At 67.2% G+C, this 24268-nt stretch carries 18 protein-coding genes and 1 tRNA gene; 5 read left to right on the forward strand and 14 right to left on the reverse strand.

From position 1 onward, the window contains the following. Both rpoC and rpoB read right to left on the reverse strand, forming a co-directional pair. Positions 1 to 2763: DNA-directed RNA polymerase subunit beta' (gene rpoC, locus B2U11_RS10390; protein WP_292071565.1), on the reverse strand; the 2763-nt coding region annotated here is incomplete at its 3' end. Positions 2764 to 2889: 126 nt separating this feature from the next. Then, on the reverse strand, positions 2890 to 7005 hold the full coding sequence (gene rpoB / locus B2U11_RS10395) for a DNA-directed RNA polymerase subunit beta (protein ID WP_292071567.1): 4116 nt from the start codon (positions 7003 to 7005) through the stop codon (positions 2890 to 2892). A 363-nt stretch (positions 7006 to 7368) separates the two neighbouring features. On the opposite strand from rpoB, the gene B2U11_RS10400 reads away from it, so the two are divergent. Then, entirely contained in the window at positions 7369 to 8346 is a 978-nt protein-coding gene (locus B2U11_RS10400) for an NAD(P)H-quinone oxidoreductase (protein WP_292071568.1), read from the forward strand. A gap of 111 nt (positions 8347 to 8457) precedes the next feature. Next, complete coding sequence (locus B2U11_RS10405; protein WP_292071643.1) at positions 8458 to 8685, forward strand: general stress protein; 228 nt, start codon at positions 8458 to 8460, stop codon at positions 8683 to 8685. A gap of 69 nt (positions 8686 to 8754) precedes the next feature. Here B2U11_RS10405 and egtB read toward each other — a convergent pair whose 3' ends face one another. From egtB to B2U11_RS10435, 6 genes are all read right to left on the reverse strand, one after another. Next, a complete protein-coding gene (egtB, locus tag B2U11_RS10410; protein WP_292071570.1) occupies positions 8755 to 10917 on the reverse strand; it encodes an ergothioneine biosynthesis protein EgtB in 2163 nt (720 codons plus the stop codon). A 98-nt stretch (positions 10918 to 11015) separates the two neighbouring features. Further along, positions 11016 to 12227, reverse strand: a complete 1212-nt coding sequence (locus B2U11_RS10415) for an acyl-CoA dehydrogenase family protein (protein WP_292071572.1) — start codon at positions 12225 to 12227, stop codon at positions 11016 to 11018. A 105-nt stretch (positions 12228 to 12332) separates the two neighbouring features. Then, positions 12333 to 12638, reverse strand: coding sequence for an SCP2 sterol-binding domain-containing protein (locus tag B2U11_RS10420; protein WP_154726859.1), 306 nt, complete (start codon positions 12636 to 12638; stop codon positions 12333 to 12335). Between the two features lie 260 nt (positions 12639 to 12898). Then, complete coding sequence (locus tag B2U11_RS10425; RefSeq protein ID WP_292071573.1) at positions 12899 to 13192, reverse strand: SemiSWEET family sugar transporter; 294 nt, start codon at positions 13190 to 13192, stop codon at positions 12899 to 12901. A gap of 69 nt (positions 13193 to 13261) precedes the next feature. Further along, positions 13262 to 14752 carry an amidase gene (locus B2U11_RS10430; RefSeq protein WP_292071575.1) on the reverse strand — a complete coding sequence of 497 codons (1491 nt, stop codon included), beginning with the start codon at positions 14750 to 14752 and terminating at the stop codon, positions 13262 to 13264. Then, a complete protein-coding gene (locus B2U11_RS10435) occupies positions 14686 to 16950 on the reverse strand; it encodes a S9 family peptidase (RefSeq protein WP_292071577.1) in 2265 nt (754 codons plus the stop codon). The genes B2U11_RS10430 and B2U11_RS10435 overlap by 67 nt, the downstream gene beginning before the upstream one ends. Positions 16951 to 17056: 106 nt before the next feature. Here B2U11_RS10435 and B2U11_RS10440 point away from each other — a divergent pair, with 106 nt between their 5' ends. Continuing rightward, positions 17057 to 17872, forward strand: coding sequence for a ferredoxin--NADP reductase (locus B2U11_RS10440; RefSeq protein WP_292071579.1), 816 nt, complete (start codon positions 17057 to 17059; stop codon positions 17870 to 17872). A 38-nt stretch (positions 17873 to 17910) separates the two neighbouring features. Next, positions 17911 to 18243, forward strand: a complete 333-nt coding sequence (locus B2U11_RS10445; RefSeq protein WP_292071581.1) for a chorismate mutase — start codon at positions 17911 to 17913, stop codon at positions 18241 to 18243. Here the strand turns inward: B2U11_RS10445 and B2U11_RS10450 are convergent. After that, positions 18240 to 18593, reverse strand: coding sequence for an Hpt domain-containing protein (locus B2U11_RS10450; protein ID WP_292071582.1), 354 nt, complete (start codon positions 18591 to 18593; stop codon positions 18240 to 18242). The genes B2U11_RS10445 and B2U11_RS10450 overlap by 4 nt on opposite strands. A gap of 182 nt (positions 18594 to 18775) precedes the next feature. On the opposite strand from B2U11_RS10450, the gene B2U11_RS10455 reads away from it, so the two are divergent. Next, positions 18776 to 18851, forward strand: a tRNA-Lys gene (locus B2U11_RS10455). Positions 18852 to 18887: 36 nt separating this feature from the next. On the opposite strand, the gene B2U11_RS10460 is transcribed toward B2U11_RS10455, so the two are convergent. From B2U11_RS10460 to B2U11_RS10480, 5 genes are all read right to left on the reverse strand, one after another. Continuing rightward, positions 18888 to 19847 (reverse strand): aldo/keto reductase, encoded by a 960-nt coding sequence (locus tag B2U11_RS10460; RefSeq protein ID WP_349680722.1) that lies wholly within the window; start codon positions 19845 to 19847, stop codon positions 18888 to 18890. 69 nt (positions 19848 to 19916) lie between these two features. After that, a complete protein-coding gene (locus B2U11_RS10465; protein WP_292071584.1) occupies positions 19917 to 20324 on the reverse strand; it encodes a response regulator in 408 nt (135 codons plus the stop codon). 68 nt (positions 20325 to 20392) lie between these two features. Beyond that, entirely contained in the window at positions 20393 to 22333 is a 1941-nt protein-coding gene (locus tag B2U11_RS10470; RefSeq protein ID WP_292071585.1) for a PAS domain-containing protein, read from the reverse strand. A 70-nt stretch (positions 22334 to 22403) separates the two neighbouring features. Continuing rightward, on the reverse strand, positions 22404 to 23609 hold the full coding sequence (locus B2U11_RS10475; protein ID WP_292071587.1) for a cell wall hydrolase: 1206 nt from the start codon (positions 23607 to 23609) through the stop codon (positions 22404 to 22406). A gap of 92 nt (positions 23610 to 23701) precedes the next feature. Continuing rightward, a complete protein-coding gene (locus B2U11_RS10480; protein ID WP_292071589.1) occupies positions 23702 to 24181 on the reverse strand; it encodes a Dps family protein in 480 nt (159 codons plus the stop codon). Between the last annotated feature and the right edge of the window lie 87 nt (positions 24182 to 24268).

Genomic DNA, 24268 nt, shown 5'->3' on the forward strand with positions numbered 1-24268 from the left:
CTCACCGATCGACTGGGCGGCGATGACGCCCACGGCTTCACCGATGTTGACGTTGGTGCCGCGCGCCAGGTCACGGCCGTAGCAGTGGCCGCAGATGCCGGCTTCGGCCTCGCAGGTCAGGGCCGAACGCACCTTCACCGACTGAACGCCGGCGGCCTCGATCGCTTCCACGACCTCTTCCACCAGATAGGTGTCGGCGGGGAACAGCACGGTCTCCGTGCCCGGCTCCTTGATGTCCTCGGCCGCGTAACGACCCAGGATGCGGGCGCCCAGGGACACCAGCACGTCGCCGCCTTCCATGACGGCGCGCAGGGTGATGCCGCGCGTCGAGCCGCAGTCGTCCTCGGTGACGATGGAGTCCTGCGCCACGTCCACCAGACGACGGGTCAGGTAACCCGAGTTGGCGGTCTTCAGCGCGGTGTCGGCCAGACCCTTCCGGGCGCCGTGGGTCGAGTTGAAGTACTCGAGGACGGTCAGGCCTTCCTTGAAGTTCGAGGTGATCGGCGTCTCGATGATCTCGCCCGACGGCTTGGCCATCAGGCCGCGCATCCCGCCCAGCTGCTTCATCTGCGCCTGCGAACCGCGGGCGCCCGAGTTGGCCATCATGAAGACCGAGTTGATGTCGGGGTTCTCGCCCTCGATCAGCACGCGCGGCTGCGCGATCTCGCCCATCATGGCGTCGGCGATCCGGTCCGTGGCCTTGGCCCAGGCGTCGACGACCTTGTTGTACTTCTCGCCGCGCGTGATCAGGCCGTCGGCGTACTGTTGCTCGTACTCCTCGACCTGGGCGCGGGTCTCGTTGACCAATTCGACCTTCTTGGCCGGGATGACGATGTCGTCCTTGCCGAACGAGATGCCGGCCTTGGCGGCTTCGCGGAAGCCCAGGCCCATCATCTGGTCGGCGAAGATGACCGTCGCCTTCTGACCGCAGTGGCGATAGACCACGTCGATCAGGTTGCCGATTTCCTTCTTGGTCAGGTTCTTCTCGAGCAGGCGATAGCCGACGTTCGGGTTCTGCGGCAGCAGGGCGGCCAGCTTCATCCGACCCGGGGTCGTGTCGATCACCTTGGTGACCAGTTCGCCCTCGGCGTTCATCTCGGTCCAGCGGGCCTTGATGCGGGTGTGCAGGGTGACGACCTTGGCGTCCAGCGCCGCGTCGATCTCGCCGATGTTGGCGAACAGCTTGCCCTCGCCCGGCTCGCCATCCTTGACCAACGAGAGATAATACAGACCCAGGACGATGTCCTGCGACGGCACGATGATCGGCTTGCCGTTGGCGGGTGACAGGATGTTGTTCGTCGACATCATCAGGACGCGCGCCTCCAGCTGGGCCTCGAGGCTCAGCGGGACGTGAACGGCCATCTGGTCGCCGTCGAAGTCGGCGTTGAAGGCGGTGCAGACCAGCGGGTGCAGGCGGATGGCCTTGCCCTCGATCAGCTTGGGCTCGAACGCCTGGATGCCCAGGCGGTGGAGCGTCGGCGCGCGGTTCAGCAGAACCGGGTGCTCGCGGATCACCTCGTCCAGGATGTCCCAGACGGCCGGCTGCTCGCGCTCCACCATGCGCTTGGACTGCTTGACGGTGCCCGACAGGCCCTTGGCGTCCAGACGCGCGTAGATGAACGGCTTGAACAGCTCCAGCGCCATCTTCTTGGGCAGGCCGCACTCGTGCAGCTTCAGTTCCGGACCCACGGTGATGACCGAGCGGCCCGAATAGTCGACGCGCTTGCCCAGCAGGTTCTGGCGGAAGCGGCCCTGCTTGCCCTTCAGCATGTCGGCCAGCGACTTCAGCGGACGCTTGTTGGCGCCCGTGATGACGCGACCGCGACGGCCGTTGTCGAACAGCGCATCGACGGACTCCTGCAACATCCGCTTTTCGTTGCGGATGATGATGTCCGGCGCCCGCAGCTCCATCAGGCGCTTCAGGCGGTTGTTGCGGTTGATGACGCGGCGATACAGGTCGTTCAGGTCCGACGTCGCGAAGCGGCCGCCGTCCAGCGGCACCAGCGGGCGCAGCTCCGGCGGGATGACCGGCACGATGGTCAGGATCATCCACTCGGGCTTGTTGCCCGATTCCAGGAAGGCCTCGATCAGCTTCAGGCGCTTGGACGCCTTCTTGGCCTTCATTTCCGACGGATTGTCGGCCAGTTCAGCGCGGTGCTTCTCGGCCTCGGCGTGCAGGTCGATGCCCATCAGCAGGTTGCGCACGGCCTCGGCGCCGATCTCGGCGGTGAAGCCGTCGTCGCCGAACTCTTCCTGATAGCGATAGAACTCGTCTTCCGTCAGCAGCTGGTTCTGCTTCAGCGGCGTCAGGCCCGGCTCGGTGACGATGTAGTTCTCGAAGTACAGGACGCGCTCGACGTCCTTCAGCGCCATGTCCAGCATCAGGGCGATGCGGCTGGGCAGCGACTTCAGGAACCAGATGTGGGCGACCGGCGCGGCCAGTTCGATGTGGCCCATCCGCTCGCGACGGACGCGGGCCAGGGTGACCTCCACGCCGCACTTCTCGCAGATAATGCCCTTGTACTTCATGCGCTTGTATTTGCCGCACAGGCATTCGTAATCCTTGGTCGGGCCAAAGATACGGGCGCAGAACAGGCCGTCACGCTCGGGCTTGAACGTGCGGTAGTTGATGGTTTCCGGCTTCTTGATCTCGCCGAACGACCACGACCGGATCTTCTCCGGCGAGGCCAGGGCGATCTTGATCTGGTCGAAGGTCGGGGTGACCGGGACCGGGTTGAAGATGTTCAGGACTTCCTGGTTCATCTTGAGTTCCTTGCTGCGGTCAGGGACCGCGAAAAATCTTCGTCGATGGAGAGCGGGGTCGTGATTCGTGAGCCGTGAATCGTGACGGGCGCGCCCACTCACGATTCACGGGTCACCATTCACGTCTCAGCTGTTCTCCAGCTCCACGTTCAGACCCAGCGAACGCATTTCCTTGATGAGCACGTTGAAGCTCTCGGGAATGCCGGCCTCGAAGCTGTCGTCGCCGCGGACGATGGCCTCGTAGACCTTGGTCCGGCCGGCCACGTCGTCGGACTTCACCGTCAGCATCTCCTGCAGGGTGTAGGCGGCGCCGTAAGCTTCCAGAGCCCAGACCTCCATTTCCCCGAAGCGCTGACCGCCGAACTGCGCCTTGCCGCCCAGCGGCTGCTGGGTGACCAGCGAGTACGGGCCGATGGAGCGGGCGTGGATCTTGTCGTCGACCAGGTGGTGCAGCTTCAGCATGTAGATGTAGCCGACCGTAACCGGGCGCTTGAACTGCTCGCCGGTCTGACCGTCGTACAGGATCGACTGGGCCGACTTGTTCAGCCCCGCCTCTTCCAGCAGACGCTCGATGTCGCCGATGTGCGCGCCGTCGAAGACCGGGGTCGCAAAGGGCACGCCCTTGGACAGGTTCTTCGCCAGTTCGACCAGCTCTTCCTCATCATCCGGCAGCGGAGTGTCCTTGCCGTAGATTTCGGTCAGCCGCTCGACCAGGGCCTGCTTCTGACCGCCGTGCTGCCAGGCTTCCAGCAGACCGGAGATCTGCTTGCCCAGGCCCGCGGCGGCCCATCCCAGGTGGGTCTCGAAGATCTGACCGATGTTCATGCGCGACGGCACGCCCAGCGGGTTCAGAACGATGTCGACGTGCGTGCCGTCTTCCAGGTGCGGCATGTCCTCGATCGGCAGGATCTTGGAGATGACGCCCTTGTTGCCGTGACGGCCGGCCATCTTGTCGCCCGGCTGCAGCTTGCGCTTCACCGCCACGAAGACCTTGACCATCTTCATCACGCCCGGGGGCAGTTCGTCGCCGCGCTGCAGCTTCTCGACCTTGTCCTCGAAGCGACGGTCCAGCTGCTTGCGGGCGTCTTCGAACTGGCGCTTCATCGCCTCCAGCTCGCCCATCGCCTTTTCGTCGTCGAGCGCGATCTGCCACCACAGGCCACGGCTGACCTCGGCCAGCTTCTCGTCGGTCAGTTCGCCACGGCCGATGCCCTTGGGGCCCGACACGGCGTTCTTGCCGACCAGCAGCGGCTTGAGACGGCCATAGACGTTGCGCTCCAGGATCTTGAGCTCGTCGTCGCGGTCCTTGCCCAGGCGTTCGATCTCGGCGCGCTCGATGGCCAGGGCGCGTTCGTCCTTGTCCACGCCGTGGCGATTGAACACGCGCACGTCGACGATGGTGCCGGCGACGCCGGGCGGCAGGCGCAGCGAGGTGTCGCGCACGTCCGAGGCCTTTTCGCCGAAGATGGCGCGCAGCAGCTTCTCTTCCGGGGTCATCGGGCTCTCGCCCTTCGGCGTCACCTTGCCGACCAGGATGTCGCCGGGCTGAACCTCGGCGCCGATGGCCACGATGCCCGCTTCGTCGAGGTTGCGCAGGGCTTCCTCGCCGACGTTGGGGATGTCACGGGTGATTTCTTCCGGCCCCAGCTTGGTGTCGCGGGCCGCCACTTCGAACTCTTCCAGGTGGATCGAGGTGAAGACGTCGTCGCGCACGATGCGCTCGGAGATCAGGATCGAGTCCTCGAAGTTGTAGCCGTTCCAGGGCATGAAGGCGACCAGGGCGTTGCGGCCCAGGGCCAGTTCGCCCAGGTCCGTCGACGGGCCGTCGGCGATGACGTCGCCGGCCTTCACCGCATCGCCCACGCGCACGATCGGGCGCTGGTTGATGCAGGTCGACTGGTTGGATCGCTGGAACTTCGACAGGCGGTAGATGTCGACGCCCGAGCGGGCGGCGTCCACGTCGCCGGTGGCGCGCACGACGATCCGGGTGCCGTCGATCTGTTCGACGACGCCGTCACGACGGGCGACCACGACAGCGCCGGAGTCCACGGCCACGACCGCTTCCATGCCGGTGCCGACCAGCGGCGCGTCCGACTGCACCAGCGGCACGGCCTGACGTTGCATGTTGGCGCCCATCAGCGCGCGGTTGGCGTCGTCGTTTTCCAGGAACGGGATCAGGGCGGCGGCGACCGAAACGACCTGCTTCGGCGACACGTCCATCATGTCCACGGCGTCCTTGTTCAGGAGCTGGGATTCACCGTTGATCCGGCCGGGGACCAGGTCCTCGACGATCTGGCCGTCCTTCAGTTCGATGTTGGCCTGGGCGATCGTGTACTTCGACTCTTCCATGGCCGAGATGTAGACCACCTCGCCCTGGGCCTGGCCGTCCTTCACGCGACGGTACGGGCTCTCGATGAAGCCATACTTGTTCACGCGGGCATGGGTGGCCAGCGAGTTGATCAGGCCGATGTTCGGGCCTTCCGGCGTTTCGATCGGGCAGATCCGGCCGTAGTGGGTCGGGTGCACGTCGCGGACTTCGAAGCCGGCGCGCTCGCGCGTCAGACCGCCCGGGCCAAGCGCCGACAGACGACGCTTGTGGGTGATTTCCGACAGCGGGTTCGTCTGGTCCATGAACTGCGACAGCTGCGACGAACCGAAGAACTCGCGAACCGCGGCGGCGGCCGGCTTGGCGTTGATCAGGTCGTGCGGCATGACCGTGTCGATATCGACCGAGGACATGCGCTCCTTGATGGCGCGCTCCATCCGCAGCAGGCCGACGCGGTACTGGTTTTCCAGCAGTTCGCCGACCGAACGGACGCGGCGGTTGCCCAGGTTGTCGATGTCGTCGATCTCGCCGCGGCCGTCCTTCAGGCCGACCAGGATCTGCAGCACCTTCAGTACGTCTTCCTTGCGCAGGACGCGGATCTCGTCGGAGACCTCCGGGCTTTCCAGACGCATGTTCATCTTGACCCGGCCGACGGCCGACAGGTCGTACCGCTCGCTATCGAAGAACAGCGAGTTGAACATGGCTTCGGCGGCTTCCGGCGTCGGCGGCTCGCCCGGACGCATCACGCGATAGACGTCGAACAGCGCGTCCTCGCGGTTGTCGTTCTTGTCGACGCGCAGGGTGTTGCGCATGTAGGCGCCGACCGTGACGTGGTCGATGTCCAGCACTTCAATGGTGGTGAAGCCGTTTTGCTCCAGCACCTCGATCGTCGGGGCGTCCAGTTCGTCGCCCGCCTCGGCGAAGATCTCGCCAGTCTCCATGTTGACCGCGTCATTGGCCAGATACTTGGTGACCAGGGCGTCGGCGGCCAGCGACAGCGACTTGACCGTATCGCCCAGCTTCTTGGCGGCGCGCGCGCTGATCTTCTGGCCGGCCTGGGCGACCACCTCGCCGGTGTCGGCGTCGATCAGGTCGAACTCGGGCTTCACCCCGCGCCAGCGCTCCGGCTTGTAGGGCGTGACCCAGCCTTCGCCGCGCTTCTCGTAGGGGACGGTCTCGTAGAAGGTCTTGAGGATTTCCTCGCCGTCCATGCCCAGACCCATCAGGAAGGTCGAGGCCGGCAGCTTGCGGCGACGGTCGATGCGGACATAGACGATGTCCTTGGCGTCGAACTCGAAGTCCAGCCAGGAACCGCGATACGGGATCACCCGTGCGGCGAACAGCAGCTTGCCCGACGAGTGCGTCTTGCCCTTGTCGTGGTCGAAGAAGACGCCCGGCGAACGGTGCATCTGGGACACGATCACCCGCTCGGTCCCGTTGACGATGAAGGTGCCCTTGTCCGTCATGAGCGGGATGTCGCCCATGTAGACGTCCTGCTCCTTGATGTCCTTGACCGAACGCGCCTGCGTTTCCTCGTCGGTCTCGAACACGATCAGGCGCAGCTTGACCTTCAGCGGCGCGGCATAGGTCATGTCGCGCTGGATGCATTCCTCGACGTCGTATTTGGGCTCCTCGAACTCGTAGGAGACGTACTCCAGGATCGCGCGCTCGTTGAAGTCCTTGATCGGGAAGACCGACTTGAAGACCGCCTCGATGCCCTGCTCCTTGCGCTCGCCCGGACGGACCTCGCGCTGCAGGAACTGTTCGTAGGACGCGCGCTGGACCTCGATCAGGTTCGGCATCTGGATCGCTTCGGGGATACGCCCGAAGGACTTGCGGATGCGCTTCTTGCCGGTGAACGAAGTGGCGGTGGCGACCTGACCGTTGATGGCGAGATCGTGGGCGACGTCAGTCATTCAGTTTTTCCCAATCCGCGCGGTCCGGGGAAAACCACGCGTCAAATGCGGCAGCCACGGCCCGCCTTTCGGCGTCCGCGACCAGTGTTTTCGGCGTCTGCCCTCGGCCCGCGAACGGGCCGGACGCCTGAAATCATGGGGCTCCCTTGGGAAGGAGCCGCGCCTTCGCTCCGGTCGGAGGGCGACGGACCGGGCCTCGGCGCTTTACGCGCAGACTCATGCGGAGTGTTGCGGAACGCGGACATATACGCGCTTCCGCGGCGAAATAAAGACCCCCCGCGCCGCGTTAAGCGTCTTTTGCGAATTTGTCCCGGCGCGGTCCAGCGGGCAGAACCGTTCGCGACCGTCTCAAGGAGCCCGATCATGGACCAGACCCGCATGAACGCCATCGTCGTCGACGGCGGCAAGGGACCGCCCGAGACGCTGCGATGGGTCGAGACGGACCGTCCCGTTCCCGCCGACGGCCAGTTGCTGGTCCGGGTCCGCGCGGCGGGGGTCAACCGCCCCGACCTGCTTCAGCGGCGCGGCTTTTATCCGCCGCCGCCCGGCGCGCCCGACACCCTGGGCCTGGAGATCGCGGGCGAGGCGGTCAACGACGCCGGGCGCTGGCGCGCGGGCGACCGGGTCACGGCCCTGCTGGGCGGCGGCGGCTACGCCCAGTACGCCGTGGTCGATCCGCGCCACGCCCTGCCCCTTCCCGCCGGCCTGTCGTTCGAAGCCGCCGCCGCCCTGCCCGAGACGGTCTTCACGGTCTTCGCCAACCTATTCGAGCACGGTCGGCTGGTCGCCGGCGAGACGCTGCTGGTTCACGGCGCCAACTCCGGCATCGGCGTCACGGCGATCCAGATGGGCAAGGCGGCCGGCGCCCGCGTGATCGGCACCTGCCGAGGCGCGGCGCGGGCCCAGGCCCTGACGGCGCTCGGCGCGGATCGCATCGTGGACGTCCAGGCCGAGGACTTCGGGGCGGTCGTCGAGGACATGGGCGGCGCCGACGTGATCCTGGACATGATCGGCGGGGCCTATCTGGAGCGGAACCTTCGCGCGCTGAAACTGGACGGTCGCATCGTCTATATCGCCGCCCTCGACGGCGGGACGCTGGAAGTCCCGGTCATGGCCCTGATGCGCAAGCGGGCGACCCTGACCGGTTCGACCCTCAGGAACCGCCCCGCCGACGAGAAGGCGCGGTTGGCCCAACGCATCGAGGCGACCGTCTGGCCCTGGATAGAGACGGGCCGCTTCCGCCCCGTCATCGACGTCGTCCTGCCCCTGTCCCAGGCGGCCGAGGCGCACCGGCGTCTAGAAGCCGGCGCCCACCTGGGCAAGATCATCCTGAAAGACTGAACAACCTTCACTCAGACGACGGAAGTAAAAACCTGGGTTCCATTCGGAACCGGCCGGGATTCCCAACGGTTGATCCTCCACAAGCGCAACAGCAGCGGGAAAGGACAACCGATGGAAGGTCAACCGACGCGAGGCTCGGGCGTTTCGAAGCGAGGCTTCGCTTCGATGGACCCGGAACGTCAGCGTGAGATAGCGCGAAAGGGCGGCGCAAGCGTCCCCAGCGAGAAACGCAGCTTCTCTCAGGATCGCAGCCTGGCGGCGCAGGCGGGACGCAAGGGCGGTGAAGCCTCCCACGGCTCGCGCAAGGAACCGGCGACGCCGCAGCGTCCTCAAGAATAGGCGGCTGCAAGCCGGTAAAAGAAAGGGCGGCGCTTCCGGCGCCGCCCTTTTTGCTGCCGATGCGGCGGCTCAGTTCGACAGCAACGCCAGGGCGACGCTGGGCTCGGCGGAGGCGTCGAAACGCACCAGGCGCCAACCCGCCTTCGCGGCCATGTCTTCGACCGCCTCGCGCGTGAACTTGCGCGAGCTCTCGGTGTGGATGGTCTCGCCTTGCTGGAAACGGAACGCGCGGCCTTCGACGGTCGCCCTGGTCGACGCCTGGGCCTCAAGGTGCATCTCGATCCGCGACTGTTCCGCGTTCCACACCGCAAGGTGGGCGAAGGCGTCCAGGTCGAAATCGGCGCCCAGCTCGGCGTTGGCTCGGACCAGGACGTTGCGGTTGAAAGCTGCGGTCACGCCCTGGCTGTCGTCATAGGCCCGCACCAGCGTGGCCGGATCCTTCACCAGGTCGACGCCGAGGACGAACAGCGCCCCCTCCCCCAGCATCCGACGCGCCGCGCCCAGAAAGCGCACCGCCTCGTCGGACGAAAGATTGCCGATCGTGGAGCCCGGGAAGAAGCCGATGCGGCGCCCGCGCGGCAGATCGTCCGGCAGGGGCGCCAGGTTCTCGAAATCCCCCAGCAGCGGCCGCACCTCCAGAGCAGGATAGGCCTGGCGCAGGCGTTCGGACGCCTCGAACAGGGCGCTCTCGCTGATGTCCAGCGGCACATAGGCGCCCAGGTCCGGGGCGGCGTCCAGCAGGATGCGGGTCTTCTCGCTGGCGCCAGAGCCGAACTCGACCAGCACCGCGCCCGGGCCGAACGCCGTCGCCAGATCGCCGGCACGCTCGCGCAGCAGGGCCGTCTCCTGCCTGGTCGGATAGTATTCGGGCAGATCGGTGATGGCCTCGAACAGGCGCGAGCCCTCGGCGTCGTAGAACCACTTGGGCGGCAAGGCCTTCTGCGGGCGCGACAATCCCTCGATCAGGTCGTCGCGGAACGCCCGCGTCGTCTCGTCCTCGACATCGGTCTTGCGCCCTGCGGGCGCGTCCTCGGCCAGTCTCACGCCCATGAAGGCCCACCTCTGAAAAGGATAGAAGAAGTTGCGATAGGTCGGCCTGTCGTGACCCTCGGGCGTGGCGAAGGCGCCGCCCCGCAGCACCATCTGGTTGGCCATGAACTTGCCGTTGTACTCAGCGGCCGTCCCCTCCGTTGGCGCGAAGCCGGGATATGGCCCATAGGCGCTGGCCGTCCATTGCCAGACCTCGCCCGAGAGGTTCGAAAATACGTCCGGCGCGCTGGTCGCGGCGTGCTCCCATTCGAACTCGCTGGGCAATCGCTTGCCGGCCCAGCGGGCGTAGGCGTCGGCTTCGTAGAAGCTGACATGACGGACCGGCGCGGAAGGGTCGACAGGCCGACGACCGGTCAGGCTCATGACGGTCCAGCCGTCGTCGTCTCGTCGCCAGTACAGCGGCGCGGTCCAGTTTTCGGACGTGACGGTCGCCCAGCCGTCTGACAGCCACAGTTCGGACCGGCGATACCCGCCGTCTTCGATGAAGGCGATCCAGTCGCCGTTCGTGACCAGGTCGTGCGCCAGGATAAAGGGCTCTAGCCAGACGCGATGCGCCGGCCCCTCGTTGTCGAAGGCGAACCCCCGACCGTCGTGGCCTGCCTGGATCAGACCGCCTTCAAAACGGGTTGCGCCGCCCCGCGCCGGCTCGATTGGCCAGCGACGCGGCTCCTGCGCGTAAGCCGCCGGGTCCAGCGGCGAGCGCGACATCAGGTTCAGCAGGTCCATCAGGAACAGCTCCTGATGCTGCTGGTCGTGATGCAGCCCCAACTCCAGCAGATAGCGTTCGCGCCCGCCGGTCGGCGCCTCCGCAATCCAGCCGGCCATCCGCCGGTCGATCTCGCGGCGATAGGCCAGAACCTCGTCCAGCGACGGGCGTGTCATCAGGCCGCGTTCGGGCCGCGCCACCCGCTCGCCCAGCGCCTCGTAATAGCTGTTGAACAGCTGTTGGAAGCGATCGTCGACCGGTTCGTAATCCGGGTCGGCGGGGGCCAGGATCATGGCCTCGAAAAACCAGCTGGTATGCGCCAGGTGCCACTTGCCGGGACTGCAATCGGCCATCGACTGCGCCGACAAGTCCTCCGCCGACAGCCGTTCAGCCAAGGCCGGCATGGCGGCGCGGACCGCTCGGAACCGCGCCAGGTCCGCTGTCGCCCGCGCGTCGGGCTGAAAGCGTGCGTTCATGGTGCGGGGTTCCCTGCGGCGTCGCGTCCAAAAGGCGAACGCCAGGCCAAGGCTCAGGTTCCCCTCCCGACTTGAGGTGGGAATGCGGACGCTTGTCGTCAACGCACGGATTTGCCTCCATGTTTGGCGTACTCCAACCGGGCGATGGTGCGGTTATGCACCTCGTCGGGACCATCGGCGATCCGCAGCGTGCGAACCCCGGCGTACAGTTCGGCCAGCGGCGTGTCGCCCGACACGCCCGCCCCGCCGAACGCCTGAATGGCGTCGTCGATGACCTGCAGCGCCATCCTCGGCGCCGCGACCTTGATCTGGGCGATCTCTGAGCGGGCGTTCTTGGCGCCGGCGACGTCCATCATCCAGGCCGCCTTCAGCACAAGCAGGCGGCACATCTCGATATTGGTGCGGGCGTCGGCGACGCGCTGCTCCCACACCGAATGTTCCGAAAGGGTCTTGCGGAAGGCCGTGCGGCTCAGCAACCGCTCGACCATCAGGTCCAGCGCCCGTTCCGCCGCCCCGATCACGCGCATGCAGTGATGGATGCGGCCGGGTCCCAGGCGCCCTTGCGCGATCTCGAATCCCCTGCCCTCGCCCGCGATCAGATTCTCGGCCGGCACGCGGACGTTCTCCAGCACCACCTCGGCATGACCGATCGGCTTTTCGTCATAGCCAAACACCGACAGCATCCGCTCGACGCGGAAGCCGGGCGTGTCGACGGGCACGATGATCTGCGACTGCTGGGCGTGGGTCGCGGCGTCCGGGTCGGTCTTGCCCATGACGATCGTCATGGCGACGTTCGGATGGCCCATGTTGGTCGACCACCATTTGCGGCCGTTGATGACAAAGTGGTCGCCGTCGCGCTCGATCCGGGTCTGGATGTTGGTGGCGTCGGACGAGGCGACCTCCGGCTCGGTCATCAGGAAGGCGGAGCGGATTTCGCCGGCCATCAGCGGCTTCAGCCAGCGCGCCTGCTGCTCGGCGTTCCCGTAGAGGTGCAACACCTCCATGTTGCCTGTGTCGGGGGCGTTGCAGTTGAACACCTCGGCCGACCACAGATGCCGGCCCATCAGTTCGGCCAGCGGAGCGTATTCCAGATTGGTCAGCCCGGCCCCGTGGTCGCCCGGCAGGAACATGTTCCACAGGCCCGCCTCGCGCGCCTTGGCCTTCATTTCCTCCATGACCGGGGGTTGGCGTTCCGCGTCCTCGCGCACCTGGGCGAAATAGTCGGCTTCGCGAGGAATGACCTGTTCGTCCAGAAAGCGGCGGACGCGGTCCTGCCATTCGCGGGCGCGGTCAGAAGGTTGGAAATCCATGGTCGTATCCTCTTTTCCCGTTTGCGCCTCTGTCGGACGCTGAAACGACAACGGCGCGATCCCGTCAGGGACCGCGCCGTCAAGATCGTGACGTTCAGCGCGTCATCAGCGCTTCAGCAGCGGAGCCAGCTTCTGGGCGATCATCATGTCGCCGGCGATCTTCAGCTTGCCCTGCATGAAGGCCATCATCGGGTCCAGCTTGCCTTCCGACAGAGCCATGAAGTCATCCCACTTCATCGACACCGTGGCGTCGGCGGGCTTGTCCTCGTTGGTGACGGTGTTCGGCACGGACGCGCCGTCGATGAAGATCTTGCCCTCGTCGCCGAGGTCGAGCTTCACGGTCTTGCCGAGGCCGGAGTTGTCGCCGACGGCGCCGCGGATGTGTTCAGTGACTTGAGCGAGATCAGGCATGGGGGGCGTCTCCCTTGAGAACGGTTGAGGAGACGGCGTAACCCGCATCGGCCGGGGCGCCAAGATCACGTCGGGTAAAGCTGGCGTCACTTGGGCCGGGCGTTGGACCAGGCCGCGCCACCGCCCAGAGCGCACATGAACACGGCGAAGGCGGCGACGACCAGAATGACGACGGGAATGGCGGATGCGGGCATGGGGTCTCTCCTTTGACCGTATGCTGGACCCCGCGCGAATCCGCCGCCTTGATCCGCATCAAATCGTCACGCCCCGTTTTCCCTCGCGTCCGGATCGCCGTCGCGGAAGCGCCACTTCATCGCCAGCACCCAGGCCGCCATCACCAGGGCGCAGCTGTTCGCCGCCGTCACCGGCCACGCCTGGGTCATCACGCCGTAGACCACCCACAGGGCGAAACAGGTCACGGTCAGCGAATAGGTCTTCAGGCTGACCGAGGAGGCGTCGCGCTCCTTCCAGATCTTGATCGCCTGGGGCGCGAAACTGGTCACCGAACAGACGGCGGCCGCCGAACCGAAGATGTTGGCGATGACGTCGCTCATGGAGCCTCCGTGCGGCGGCGCCCCGGCGGCCCGCCCGCACCTCAAGTCTGCGCCGGCCCTGCCGGTTCCTCAGTGCGAAACCGCACCCGGCGGGCGGCGTGCGTGGGTCGCCTGCTCGAAGGCGTAGCCCAGCGACAGGATGCGCGCGTCCTCCCATTTTCCGCCGATGAAGCTCAGGCCCACGGGCATGCCCCGGTCGAAACCCATCGGCACGGTCAGATGCGGATAACCGGCGACCGCCGCCAACTGACTGGCCGAGCCCTGCATGTCGTCCTGGTCCTCGCGATCGTTGGTCCAAGCGCGCGAGGTCGTGGGCGCGATCAGGGCGACCAGATCGTGCCCACGCATCAGCCGGTCGATCCCGTCCGCCCCCGCCAGCCGCAGCGAAACGGCGCGCGCCTCGACATAGGCCGGGTCGTCCAGCCCGGACGTCGCCTGCGCGCGCTCGAACAGGTCCTGGCCGAACAGCACGGTCTCGCGCGGCTCGGCGGCGTTGAAGGCGATGACGTCGGCCAGGGTCCGGGTCTTCACCTGCGCCGGGTCGGTCGAAGCCAGATAGACGTTCAGATCGTGCTTCAGCTCGTAGAGCAGCACCTTGATTTCGGCCGCGCCCAGGGCCCGCCCGTCGGGCCCCTCGGGCAGGTCGACCAGGATTGCGCCCGCGTCGCGCAGGGCCTGCAGGTTTCGCTCGAACACGGCCTGGGTCTCGGCGGAATAGCCCGTCAGGAAACGCATCACCCCGATGCGCGCGCCGCGCAGCGACCCGACGTCCAGCGCGGCGGCGTAATCGACCTTGCGCGCATCGGCTTCGGCCGTCGCCGGATCGGCCGGGTCGGCCCCCGCGATCGCCGTCAGCACCCGTGCGGCGTCACGCACGGTCGTGGCCATGGGGCCGGCGGTGTCCTGCGAATGGCTGATGGGCACGATGTGGGTTCGCGACACCAGTCCTACGGTCGGCTTGAAGCCGACCACGCCGTTGACCGAGGCCGGGCAGGTGATCGAGCCGTCGGTCTCCGTCCCGATGGCGACCGGGACGAGGCCCAGCGCCACCGCCGCCCCGCTGCCGGAGGATGAGCCGCACGGCGTCCGCGCCGGGTCGTACGGGTTCAGCGTCTGCCCGCCCACCGCGCTCCAGCCGCTGATGGAACGCGACGAACGGATATTGGCCCATTCGGACAGATTGGTCTTGCCGACGATGGCCGCGCCGGCGGCTCGCAGACGGGCGACCAGCGGCGCGTCACGACCCGGCGCGTTGTTCGCCAGCGCCAGGGAGCCAGCAGTGGTCGGCATGTCCGCCGTCTCGATATTGTCCTTCAGCAGGATCGGCATGCCCGCCAGCGGGCCGCGCACCGGCGCCGAGACCGCGTCATTCCAGCGGAGGACGGCGTGCGCGGTGTCGGCCGCGCGTCCGGCCTCGACCACCGTCGCCGGCGCCGGATAGCCGCCCTGCCCGACCGCGCAGCCCGACAGGGCCAGCGCGGCCGCAAGCGCGATCAGTCGGTTTCGGAAACCGAGCGCGGCCCGATCGTGCGGTCGAGGAAGTCCAGATAGGTTCGCCATTGCTGCAATTGCCGAGGATCGCCGCGGACGCCGTGCCGCTGGCCGGGATAGAGCATCATCTCGAACGGGACGCTCTTGGCCTGCAGGGCGTCGATGACGCGGGTGGCGTTGGCGAAGATGACGTTGTCGTCGGCCATCCCGTGCAGGATCAGCAGCCGCCCGGTCAGGTCATCCAGGCGCGGCAGGATGTCCGTCTCGGCATAGCCTTCGGGGTTGTCCTGCGGCGTGGACATGTACCGCTCGGTATAGTGGGTGTCGTACAGGCTCCACTCGGTCGGCGCCGCGCCGGCCAGGGCGGCGGCCAGGCCCGCCTCGGGCTGGGTCAGGGTCAGCAGGCTCAGGAAACCGCCGAAGCTCCAGCCCATGACCGCGATCCGGTCCGGGTCGACATAGGGTTGCTGCTTCAGCCATTGGGCCGCCAGGGTCTGGTCCTCGACCGCCGCCAGACCCAGCTGGCGATAGATGCTGGTCTCGAACCGCTGCGACCGGTCGCCCTCGCCCCGGTTGTCCAGCCGGAAGACGACATAGCCCGCGTCGGCCAGCAGCTGGTTCGTCAGCGGCTGCCAGCTCTTCTGCACACCGGCCCCAGTGCCCGGCCCGCCATAGACCTGCATCACGACGGGGTACTTCTTCGACGGATCGAACCCCGGCGGCGTGGTCATGCGCCACACCAGCGTCTCGCCGTGGCTCTGCAGCGTGCCGTATTCCGGCGTCGGCAGGTGCGAGACGTAAGGGTGGAAGGGATGCCCCTCGTCCAGCCGGTTCTCCTCGATCCAGCGGATGCGCTGGCCGTCGATGCTGTACAGGGCCGACTGCGGGGGCGTCTTCGGATCGGAATAGTTGCCGACATAGGCGGTCGCCGGCCCGTTGACCGAGACGTTCCACCAGCCGCCGGCCGGCGTCACCGCCACCGGCTCTATGGTGCGGTTCAGGCTGGCGCAGAACATCTGCTGCTCGATCGGCATCTCCTCGTCGTCGCGCATGGAGGCGGTGAAGAAGACGTCGCCCGTGGTCTCGTCCACGCCGTCCAGATGCTTGACCGGATAGTCGCCGCGCGTGATCGGCCGGACCATCCGACCGTTGCGGTCGTACAGATAAAGGTGCCGCCAGCCCGAGTCCTCGTTCGACCACAGGAAGCGGCCGTCCTTCAGCACCCGGAAATCATTGTTCAGATCGACCCAGGCGTCCGCCTTCTGGCTCAGGATCACGCGTGAGGCGCCGGTAGCCGGATCCACGCTCAGCAGGTCCAGCGTCTTCTGATCGCGCGAATGGCGCTGAACATATACCGTCTTCCCATCGCCGGCCCAGTCGACCCGCGCCAGGTAGATGTCGGTGTTCGCGCCCAGGTCGACCTTCACTCGACGGCCGCTCTGACGATCCTGGACGTACAGTTCGACCAGGGCGTTCGGCCGACCGGCGCGGGGATAGCGCTGCTGCACCACCGTCGCGCCGTCGCCGCTGATCTCGAAGCGCGGCACCACGTCGACGGGGCTTTCGTCCACCCGCGTCAGGGCGATGTAGCGTTCGTCCGGGCTCCACCAATAGCCGGTGTCCCGGTCCATCTCCTCCTGGGCGATGAACTCGGCCGTCGCCCAGGTGACCAGGCCGTCGCCGTCTGTCGTCACCGGCGTCTGCTGGCCGTCGGCCAGATCATAGACGACCAGATCCTGGTCACGGACGTAGGAGACGAAGTTGCCCAGCGGCGAGACCTTGGCGTCGATCTCGTCCGCCTCCGTCTCGGTCAGGCGCCGCACGGAGCCGTCGGCCCGCGTGGCCAGGAAGATATCGCCCTCCAGCGGCGCCAGGATGTAGCGGCCCTGCTTGTCCCAGGAATATTCCACGACGCCGCGCGCGCTGATCCGCATCCGCTCCCGCCGGGCCTTCTCGGCCTCCGACAGCTCCCCGGCGTCGGGGACCAGGGCGCGGGAATCGATCAGCTTGTAGGGCTCGCCCGGCCCGACCGGCGCGGCCCACAGGTCCTGAACGTCGTTGTCGTCCTCGCGTGGACGCAGGAAGGCGACCAGTTGCCCGTCCGGCGACAGGCTGACGCCGCGCGCCACCGGACCGTTCAGCCCGGGGCTGGAAAAGACGCGCTCGGGCGTCAGGATCGAGGGATCGGCGCTTCCTCCCTCCTGGCCCTGGGCATGGGCCGAACCGGCCGACAGGAGGATGGTCGAGGCGAGCAGGAGATTGCGCATGACCGGCAAGCTAGCGGCCGGGCTTACAGCCGTCACGAGGAAATCTCGTCATGCCCGACCCGGCTTTTCCTTCCCTGCGAAGTGTTCTCACACTAGATACCGCGCGATGACCGACGCCGCCCTCTCCCCCGCCCCCGTCAAGGCCAGCCCCTTCCATGACCTGGAGGTGCTGTGGGTTCGCCACTGGACCGACAGCCTGTTCAGCTTCGGCATCCGCAGGCCCGAGGATTTCCGCTTCCGCTCGGGCGAGTTCGTGATGATCGGCCTGCCGGGCGAAGACGGAGGCAAGCCGGTCCTGCGCGCCTATTCCATCGCCAGCCCCTGCTGGGCCGAGGAGCTGGAGTTCTTCTCCATCAAGGTCCAGGACGGCCCCCTGACGTCCCGCCTGCAGAAGATCCAGCCCAGCGACACGGTCCTGATGGGCAAGAAGCCGACCGGCACCCTGGTGCTGGACGCCCTGACCGGCGGCGAGCGGCTGTTCCTTATCGGCACCGGCACCGGCCTGGCGCCCTGGCTCAGCGTGGCGCGCGACCCGGAGACCTATTCCCGCTTCGGCCATGTCTATGTCATCCACACCGTTCGCAACGTGGCCGACCTGGCCTATCGCGACTTCTTCGGCGGCGAGATCCACGACGACCCGCTGGTCGGCGACGAGGCGCGGGCCCAGCTGACCTACTACCCCACCGTCACGCGCGAGGATTTCCAGACCCCCGGCCGGATCACCGACCGGATCAAGTCCGGCGACTTCTTCCGCGACCTGGGTCTGCCGGAAGGGTTCGATCCCGCAAAGGACCGCGCCATGCTGTGCGGCTCCATGGCCATGATCAAGGAAGCCGGCGAACTGCTGGAGACCTACGGCCTGAAGGAAGGCTCCAACGCCGAACCCGCCGACTACGTCCTGGAGCGCGCCTTCGTCGGCTAAGGGTTGAAAAATCCGCTCATCCCGGCGAAAGCCGGGCCATGCACCACCCTGCCCTTGTCGCCGTCGATCCCCGTGTCGATCCCGCCGAATGCCAGTCGATGGCCGAGGTCCGCCAGGGCGTCGACGCCCTGGACCGCGCGCTTGTCGCCCTGATCGCCGAACGCCAGCGCTACATGGACGCCGCCGCCCGCATCAAGCCGGATCGCGACGCCGTCTTCGACCAGGCCCGCATCGACGACGTGGTGGCCAAGGTGCTGGTCTCCGCCCAGGCCCACGACCTGTCGCCCGACATCGCCGAGCCGGTCTGGCGCCTGCTGATCGACCGCTGCATCGCCCACGAATTCGCGACCTACGACCGCACGCGGTCCTAGCGCCTCAGTCCCGCCAGCATCAGTTCGTGCCGATAGGCCGCCACGTCGGCCAGCGCGGCGTCCAGGGCCGTCCTGACGCGATCCAGCGCGGGCGCGGCCAGCGCGGGGTCGGCGGCTTCCGCCTCGGCGCAGACCCGCGCCAGTTCGCCCGCGCCGACGCCCGCCGCCGCACCGCGGATCGTGTGCACCGCGTCGCGCCAGCCCTCGCCCCTTGGGTCCAGCATGGCGGACCACAGGCCGGCCTGTTCCACAAACAGGCCCAACACCTCCTCGGACACCGCCGCATCGCCGCCCGTCATCATTTCCAGCACGGCGAAATCGACCGCGCCGGACAGGTCCCGACGCGCCATCAGCCCGCCCCCGCTCTTTGGTGAATCATCCCCTGCGCCTTACGTCGCGTCGCGTCTCGGGCGCGACCATAGACCGGCGAAGAAAGTTTGCGAAAGCGCTTGCCAAGGTCGAACGGGCTGGGTAGTAGGAGCGCCCTTCGCCAAGGGCGCTCGCGCCCCTGACGAAGCCAAGACGACCGGTCGGGTGATTAGCTCAGTTGGTAGAGCAGCTGACTCTTAATCAGCGGGTCCACAGTTCGAACCTGTGATCACCCACCATCGTCTTTCCTTCTCTTCCTCGCGAATATTGACGCCTCAGTAGGCTGAGGCGTCCGTCAAATCGTCCAGGTCCTCCTTCGACAGCTGCAGCGTCGCCGCCTTCAGGGTGTCGTCCAGTTGCGATGTGGAGGTGGCGCTGACGATGGGCGCCGTCACGCCGGGCTGCGCCAGAAGCCAGGCCAGGGCGACCTGGGCAGGGGTCGCCTCGTTCTTCTGGGCCACCGCATCCAGCACCGCCAGGATCCGCACGCCCCGCTCGTCGAACTTGCCCTTCAGCATGCCCTCTCGCGCGGTTCCCGCGATCTGGTCTGCGTTCTTGTACTTGCCGGTCAGGAAGCCGCTTTCAAGGCTGAAGTAGGTGACGACGCCCAGCCCGCGTTCCACCGCCAGATCCTGCAGCGCGCCTTCGAACGTGTCGCGGCTGTAGAGGTTGTAGTGCGGCTGGATCGACGCATAGGCCGCCAGCCCCTCTCGAGCAGAGATGTCCAGCGCCTCGCGCACCTGCGCGGCGTCGTGGTTGGACACGCCGATGGCGCGCACCTTGCCCGCCTGCACCAGCCGATCCAGCGCGCGCAGCGTCTCTTCCTGCGGGGTCTCGGGGTCGGGCCAATGGGTCTGGTAGAGGTCGATATAGTCGGTCTGCAGCCGTCGCAGCGACGCCTCGACCGCCGTCTCGATCCAGGCGGGAGACAAGTCCTTGCGCCCCTGCCCCATGTCCGAGCCCACTTTGGTGAAGATCCTGACGTCGTCGCGCCGGCCGCGCGCCTTCAGCCACTCGCCGATCACCGTCTCGCTCTCACCGCCCTCATGGCCTTCGACCCAGCGTGAGTAGGCGTCCGCGGTGTCGATCGCGTCGAAGCCGGCCTCGACGAAGGCGTCGAGCAAGGCGAACGAGGTCGGCTGGTCGGCCGTCCATCCGAACACATTGCCGCCGAACACCAGAGGCGAGATTTCAAGGCCGCTGTCGCCCAGGGGGCGTTTGGTCAGGTCCTTCATGACAGGCTCCATTTCGGGGAGCCCTCGACATAGGCGCGTCCGGCGCCGCCGCAACCGCGCGGCGGACGATCAGCCGAACAGCTGGAGCCCCGGCGGCGCGTAGTCCACAGGCTCGCCCTGACGCCGACGCAGGGCGTAGTCCACGGCCGTCTGCACCGCGCGCTCGTCGGTGGGCTTGGACAGCACGCCGATGGTGCCGGCCACGCCCTCTCTCACCATGCCGGGATTTGCGGTCATGAACAGGACGCTGACGCCCATCTCCTGACCCAGGCGCCGACCCAGCTCGATACCGGTCGCGCCGTCAGACAGGTGAATATCCACCAGGGCTAGGTCGATTTCCGTTTCGCGAACCGTATTCAGCGCGGACTTGGCCGTCGCGCAGATGTCGACCACCTCGTACCCCAAATCCTCGAGCACGAAACGAAGCTCCATGGCGACCAGGGCTTCATCTTCAACGATCAGGATGCGCGGGCTCATGCAGGGGGCTTATGTTCGGGAACGCACACAACGCGAGGCGCCGCATTGGGTTTCAACCGCGCCACGAATTACCGCGACTTTTCGGCCGCGCGGCGTCGCGATAGCGCGGTTGCGGGCAAATTTGCAACAATCTTCAGCCCCTCGGAACGCCATTCCCGCGTCAGCCGCCCCCCAAGCTGGCCCTCCACCGACAACGTCGCCAGGGAGGAGCCGAACCCCGACCGCGTCGGCTCGCCCGTGATCTCGGGCCCCCCTCGCTCGGTCCAGGTCAGGAGGAAGCGGTCGCCGTCCTGATGCGTGGTCAGATCGATCGTCCCGTTATCTTGCGAAAGCGCGCCATACTTGGCGGCGTTCGTCGCCAACTCGTGGAACAGCAGGGCCACCGATGTCGCGGCCTGATCGTCGAACACAGCGTCGTCGCCGGAGACGATGACGCGGGGCGCGCCCTTTTCGTCCGCATAGGCGGTGAACAGGTCGTTGAGGAACGAATGCAGCGTCGTCGCTCCGACCGTGATGCGAGAGGTCTCGGTATGCGGCCTGACGAATTCATGCGCCCGCGCCAGGGCGTTGATCCGCGTCCGCAGCGAGGCGGCGAAGGCGCGCGCCTCGGGGTATTGCCGCGCCGACAGGGCGACTAGGGCGCTCACCACGGCAAAGATGTTCTTGATCCGGTGGCTCAGTTCCTGACTGACCAGCTCGCGACCCTGCTCCAGCTTCTTAAGCTCATCGATATCGGTGCAGGTCCCGAACCACCGCAAGATTCGACCATTCTCGTCGAAGATCGGCATGGCCCGGCCCAGGGTCCAGCGATAGACGCCCGAATGGTGCTTGAGGCGGTATTCGATTTCGTACGGATCGCCCGTGGCCAGCGAATGCCGCCAGCGCGACCAGGCGCGCTCCTGGTCTTCGGGGTGGAACATGTCGTTCCAGCCTTCCCCGTCGGTGGAGCCGAACGGCGCCCCGGTGAACTCGTACCAACGGGCGTTGTAGTAGTCATGCAGACCGTCGGGCTTGGTCGACCAGACCATCTGCGGCATGGCGTCGGCCAGGGCGCGGAACTGCGCCTCGCTTTCGCTGAGCCGGGCGGCGATGGCCGCCAGATCGTCGTCCTTCTGACGCCGCGCCGTGATGTCGACCGCCACCCCGGGGAACCTTACCGGCGCGCCATCCCGATCGAAATAGACCTGGCCTCTGGCCAGCATCCACCGCATCAGACCGTCAGAGCCGACGATCCGGTATTCGCTGGCGAAGTCGCCATCTCCCTCCATCGCGGCCGTGAGTTCGGCGTGGACGCGTCCGGCGTCGTCGGCGTGGATGTGGCGCATGAACTCCGCGATCGGCGCGCCTTCCGCCGCCGCGACGGGGTCCACGCCGTACATCGCCGCGAAGCGCTCGTCGGCGGTCACCCGGTCGGCGACGATGTCCCAGTCCCAGGCGCCGATGTAGTTGGAGGCGGCCAACGCGCGCCTAGCGGTGTCCTCGCTCTGGTCGCGCTGCTGCAGGGCCCGGCGCAATTCCAGCTGGCTCATGACCTGGCCCGCCAGCGTGTCCAGCGTCAGGGCCTGGAGTTCGCTCAGGCCTTCTTCGCGGGGCTGCGTGTCCAGCACGGCCAACGCCCCCAGCGGCAGCCCGTCCGGCGTCGTCAGCCGCCGTCCGGCATAGAATCGGATGTGCGGCTCGCCCGTCACCAACGGATTGCAGTCGAATCGGGGATCCCGTTGGGCGTCCGGCACGACCAGACCGTCGTTTTCCGCCATGGCGAGAGCGCAGAACGACGTGCTTAGCGGCGTTTCGGAAACGCCCAGCCCGATCCGAGCCTTGAACCATTGCCGCCTGCCGTCGACCAGACTGATGACGGCCATGGGCGCCTCGCACACCCGCGCCGCCAGCGCGACCAGCTCGTCGAAGGGCTTTTCCGGCTCTGTATCAAGGATGCCGTACGATCGCAGGGCGGCGATGCGGTCGGACTCGTCCCAGGCGGGAGAAACAACGTCTGGGGCGGTCGTCAAGCCGGGGTCTCCAGGATGGGCGTCGCCCACGATAAGGCGGTCAACGCGCCAGACCGATCAAGCGTCGCAACTAGGAGCCGGATCCGTTTGTCGGCTTGCCCACCTCTTCCACGGCCATGGCGGCGGCGCCGGGCACGGGAGCGCTGGCCGCAGCTGCCGATGCCGTGGACTTGGGCTGCTCGAACGCCTGCAGGCGGGCGTTGATCGCGGCGACTTCCTCGTGAGTGGGCAGACGACGCCCGCCCAGGCTGGCCACGCCCACAACCCGCTGCTGGCCGTCGATCTCGACCGTGCGCATGGGCGCCGATCCGCCCTGGGCCTTGTCCGGGTCCGGACCGCCCGTGGCCTCGCCGGCCGAGGCGGCGACGATCCTCGGACGGGCGAAGCGCGCCTCGTCGATCGTCGGCTCATGGCCGTTGTAAACGGCGCGGAAGGCTGCGGGCTCTCCGTAGACGCCCTTCCAGCGATAAAAGATGTGCGCGCCGATCTGGTTGACCTTGGCCACAGTCGGCGCCCACCAGGGGTGGACGTAGTCGGCGTGATAGTGGGTTGCGGTGCCGACGCTCTGCGCCACCTCGCCCGCCAGCGCCTTCTCCGCAACCTTGCGCGCGCGCTCCCACGCCCAGGCCACGGGCGCCTGCGACAGGGAGCCGTCGCAGGTGAAGCTGAACTGACAACCCGTGACGCGCTCGGCGCCTTCGAAAACCACGCCGCAGACGGTGTTTGCGTAGTTGGGATCGCGCACCCGGTTCAGCACCACCTGAGCGACCGCCGCCTGACCGGCGTCGGGTTCCAGGGCGGCCTCGTAATAGACGGCCTGAGTCAGGCAGCGCAGCGCGCGGCGGCGATCGTCGGCGTCGCCCTTGAAAACGAAGGGCCGGGCGGGCCGCAGCGCGCCCGACGCCACGGGAAGCGCCGCATTCATCTGCTGCGCCTCCAATCCCGTCGCGCCTTGCTCCAGACCAGGCTTGCCCGCCAAAGTCAGGGTCTCCCAACCCGGCGTCAGGCCGTAAAGAGCGGGTCCGACGCGCGTCGGGTCGTGTCGCTGGGCCTCAGCCAGTTGCGACGGCGTCAGCCGCGCCATCAGCGCCGCCAGCCCCTTGGCGGTCATGTCCCCGCCGGTGATGCGCGCAACCGCCTCGGCGGTCCGATCCGCATTGGGACGTGGCGCCGACCCCGCGGCCATGGCGACGCCCAGCACTGCGCCGGCGGCGGGCATCGCCGCCGCCGAGCGCCGCAGCGCCGTCCAGATCGCCTTCCAGTCCGGTTTCAGCATGGGTCCTCGCGTCGGCCCTCAGATGAGGACTGCGTCGTGCCATGGCAATGCCCGGACTTATGGGCGGTTTTCGGGCGTTCCGTAAATCGGCGTTATCGACCGCCCAGCGTCGAACGCAGCATCCAGGCGAATTTCTCGTGGGCGCCCAGCCGCTGGGTCAGCAGATCGACCGTCACGTCGTCGCCGTCATCGTCCGCCACTTCCAGCGCCGCGCGCATCGTGGCGATCAGCGTCTCGTGATCGCGCATCAGTTCGCGCAGCATGTCCGGCGCGTCCTTTTCGGGATCGCCGTCGCGGATGCCGGTCAGGTTCGCGAAGGTGCCATAGCCCTGCGGCGCCAGTTCGCCCAGCGCGCGGATACGCTCGGCGATCTCGTCCAGCGCTTCCCACTGGTCGCGGTATTGCTGCTCCAGAAGGTTGTGAAGGGCGAAGAACTCCGGCCCGCGGACGTTCCAATGATAGCCGTGCGTCTTCAGATACACAGCGTAGGCGTCGGCCAGGACACGGGTCAGTTGCTCGGCGACATCGCCTCGGTCGTCCGCGGATAGGCCGGTGTCGATGGTGGCGGTCATGCTTGCTCCATGCGTGCGAATAGGCTTACGCCGGCTGTCCGGCGCTTCGGGGCCTTACGGAACGCGAGGCGGACCGAAGCGTTGCAA

Origin of the sequence: Brevundimonas sp. UBA7534, assembly GCF_002479325.1 — a bacterium.
Classification (GTDB): Bacteria; Pseudomonadota; Alphaproteobacteria; order Caulobacterales; family Caulobacteraceae; genus Brevundimonas.

Excerpts from the sequence above, each read along its gene's own strand:
- rpoB (WP_292071567.1), bottom strand. The coding sequence starts at position 7,005 with ATGACTGACGTCGCCCACGATCTCGCCATCAACGGTCAGGTCGCCACC.
- B2U11_RS10405 (WP_292071643.1), top strand. The coding sequence starts at position 8,458 with ATGGAAGGTCAACCGACGCGAGGCTCGGGCGTTTCGAAGCGAGGCTTC.
- B2U11_RS10450 (WP_292071582.1), bottom strand. The coding sequence starts at position 18,593 with ATGGCGCGTCGGGACCTGTCCGGCGCGGTCGATTTCGCCGTGCTGGAA.
- B2U11_RS10430 (WP_292071575.1), bottom strand. The coding sequence starts at position 14,752 with ATGGCGAACCTATCTGGACTTCCTCGACCGCACGATCGGGCCGCGCTC.
- B2U11_RS10480 (WP_292071589.1), bottom strand. The coding sequence starts at position 24,181 with ATGACCGCCACCATCGACACCGGCCTATCCGCGGACGACCGAGGCGAT.
- B2U11_RS10440 (WP_292071579.1), top strand. The coding sequence starts at position 17,057 with ATGACCGACGCCGCCCTCTCCCCCGCCCCCGTCAAGGCCAGCCCCTTC.
- B2U11_RS10415 (WP_292071572.1), bottom strand. The coding sequence starts at position 12,227 with ATGGATTTCCAACCTTCTGACCGCGCCCGCGAATGGCAGGACCGCGTC.
- B2U11_RS10400 (WP_292071568.1), top strand. The coding sequence starts at position 7,369 with ATGGACCAGACCCGCATGAACGCCATCGTCGTCGACGGCGGCAAGGGA.
- B2U11_RS10445 (WP_292071581.1), top strand. The coding sequence starts at position 17,911 with ATGCACCACCCTGCCCTTGTCGCCGTCGATCCCCGTGTCGATCCCGCC.
- B2U11_RS10465 (WP_292071584.1), bottom strand. The coding sequence starts at position 20,324 with ATGAGCCCGCGCATCCTGATCGTTGAAGATGAAGCCCTGGTCGCCATG.
- egtB (WP_292071570.1), bottom strand. The coding sequence starts at position 10,917 with ATGAACGCACGCTTTCAGCCCGACGCGCGGGCGACAGCGGACCTGGCG.
- B2U11_RS10435 (WP_292071577.1), bottom strand. The coding sequence starts at position 16,950 with ATGCGCAATCTCCTGCTCGCCTCGACCATCCTCCTGTCGGCCGGTTCG.
- B2U11_RS10475 (WP_292071587.1), bottom strand. The coding sequence starts at position 23,609 with ATGCTGAAACCGGACTGGAAGGCGATCTGGACGGCGCTGCGGCGCTCG.
- B2U11_RS10420 (WP_154726859.1), bottom strand. The coding sequence starts at position 12,638 with ATGCCTGATCTCGCTCAAGTCACTGAACACATCCGCGGCGCCGTCGGC.
- B2U11_RS10460 (WP_349680722.1), bottom strand. The coding sequence starts at position 19,847 with ATGAAGGACCTGACCAAACGCCCCCTGGGCGACAGCGGCCTTGAAATC.
- B2U11_RS10425 (WP_292071573.1), bottom strand. The coding sequence starts at position 13,192 with ATGAGCGACGTCATCGCCAACATCTTCGGTTCGGCGGCCGCCGTCTGT.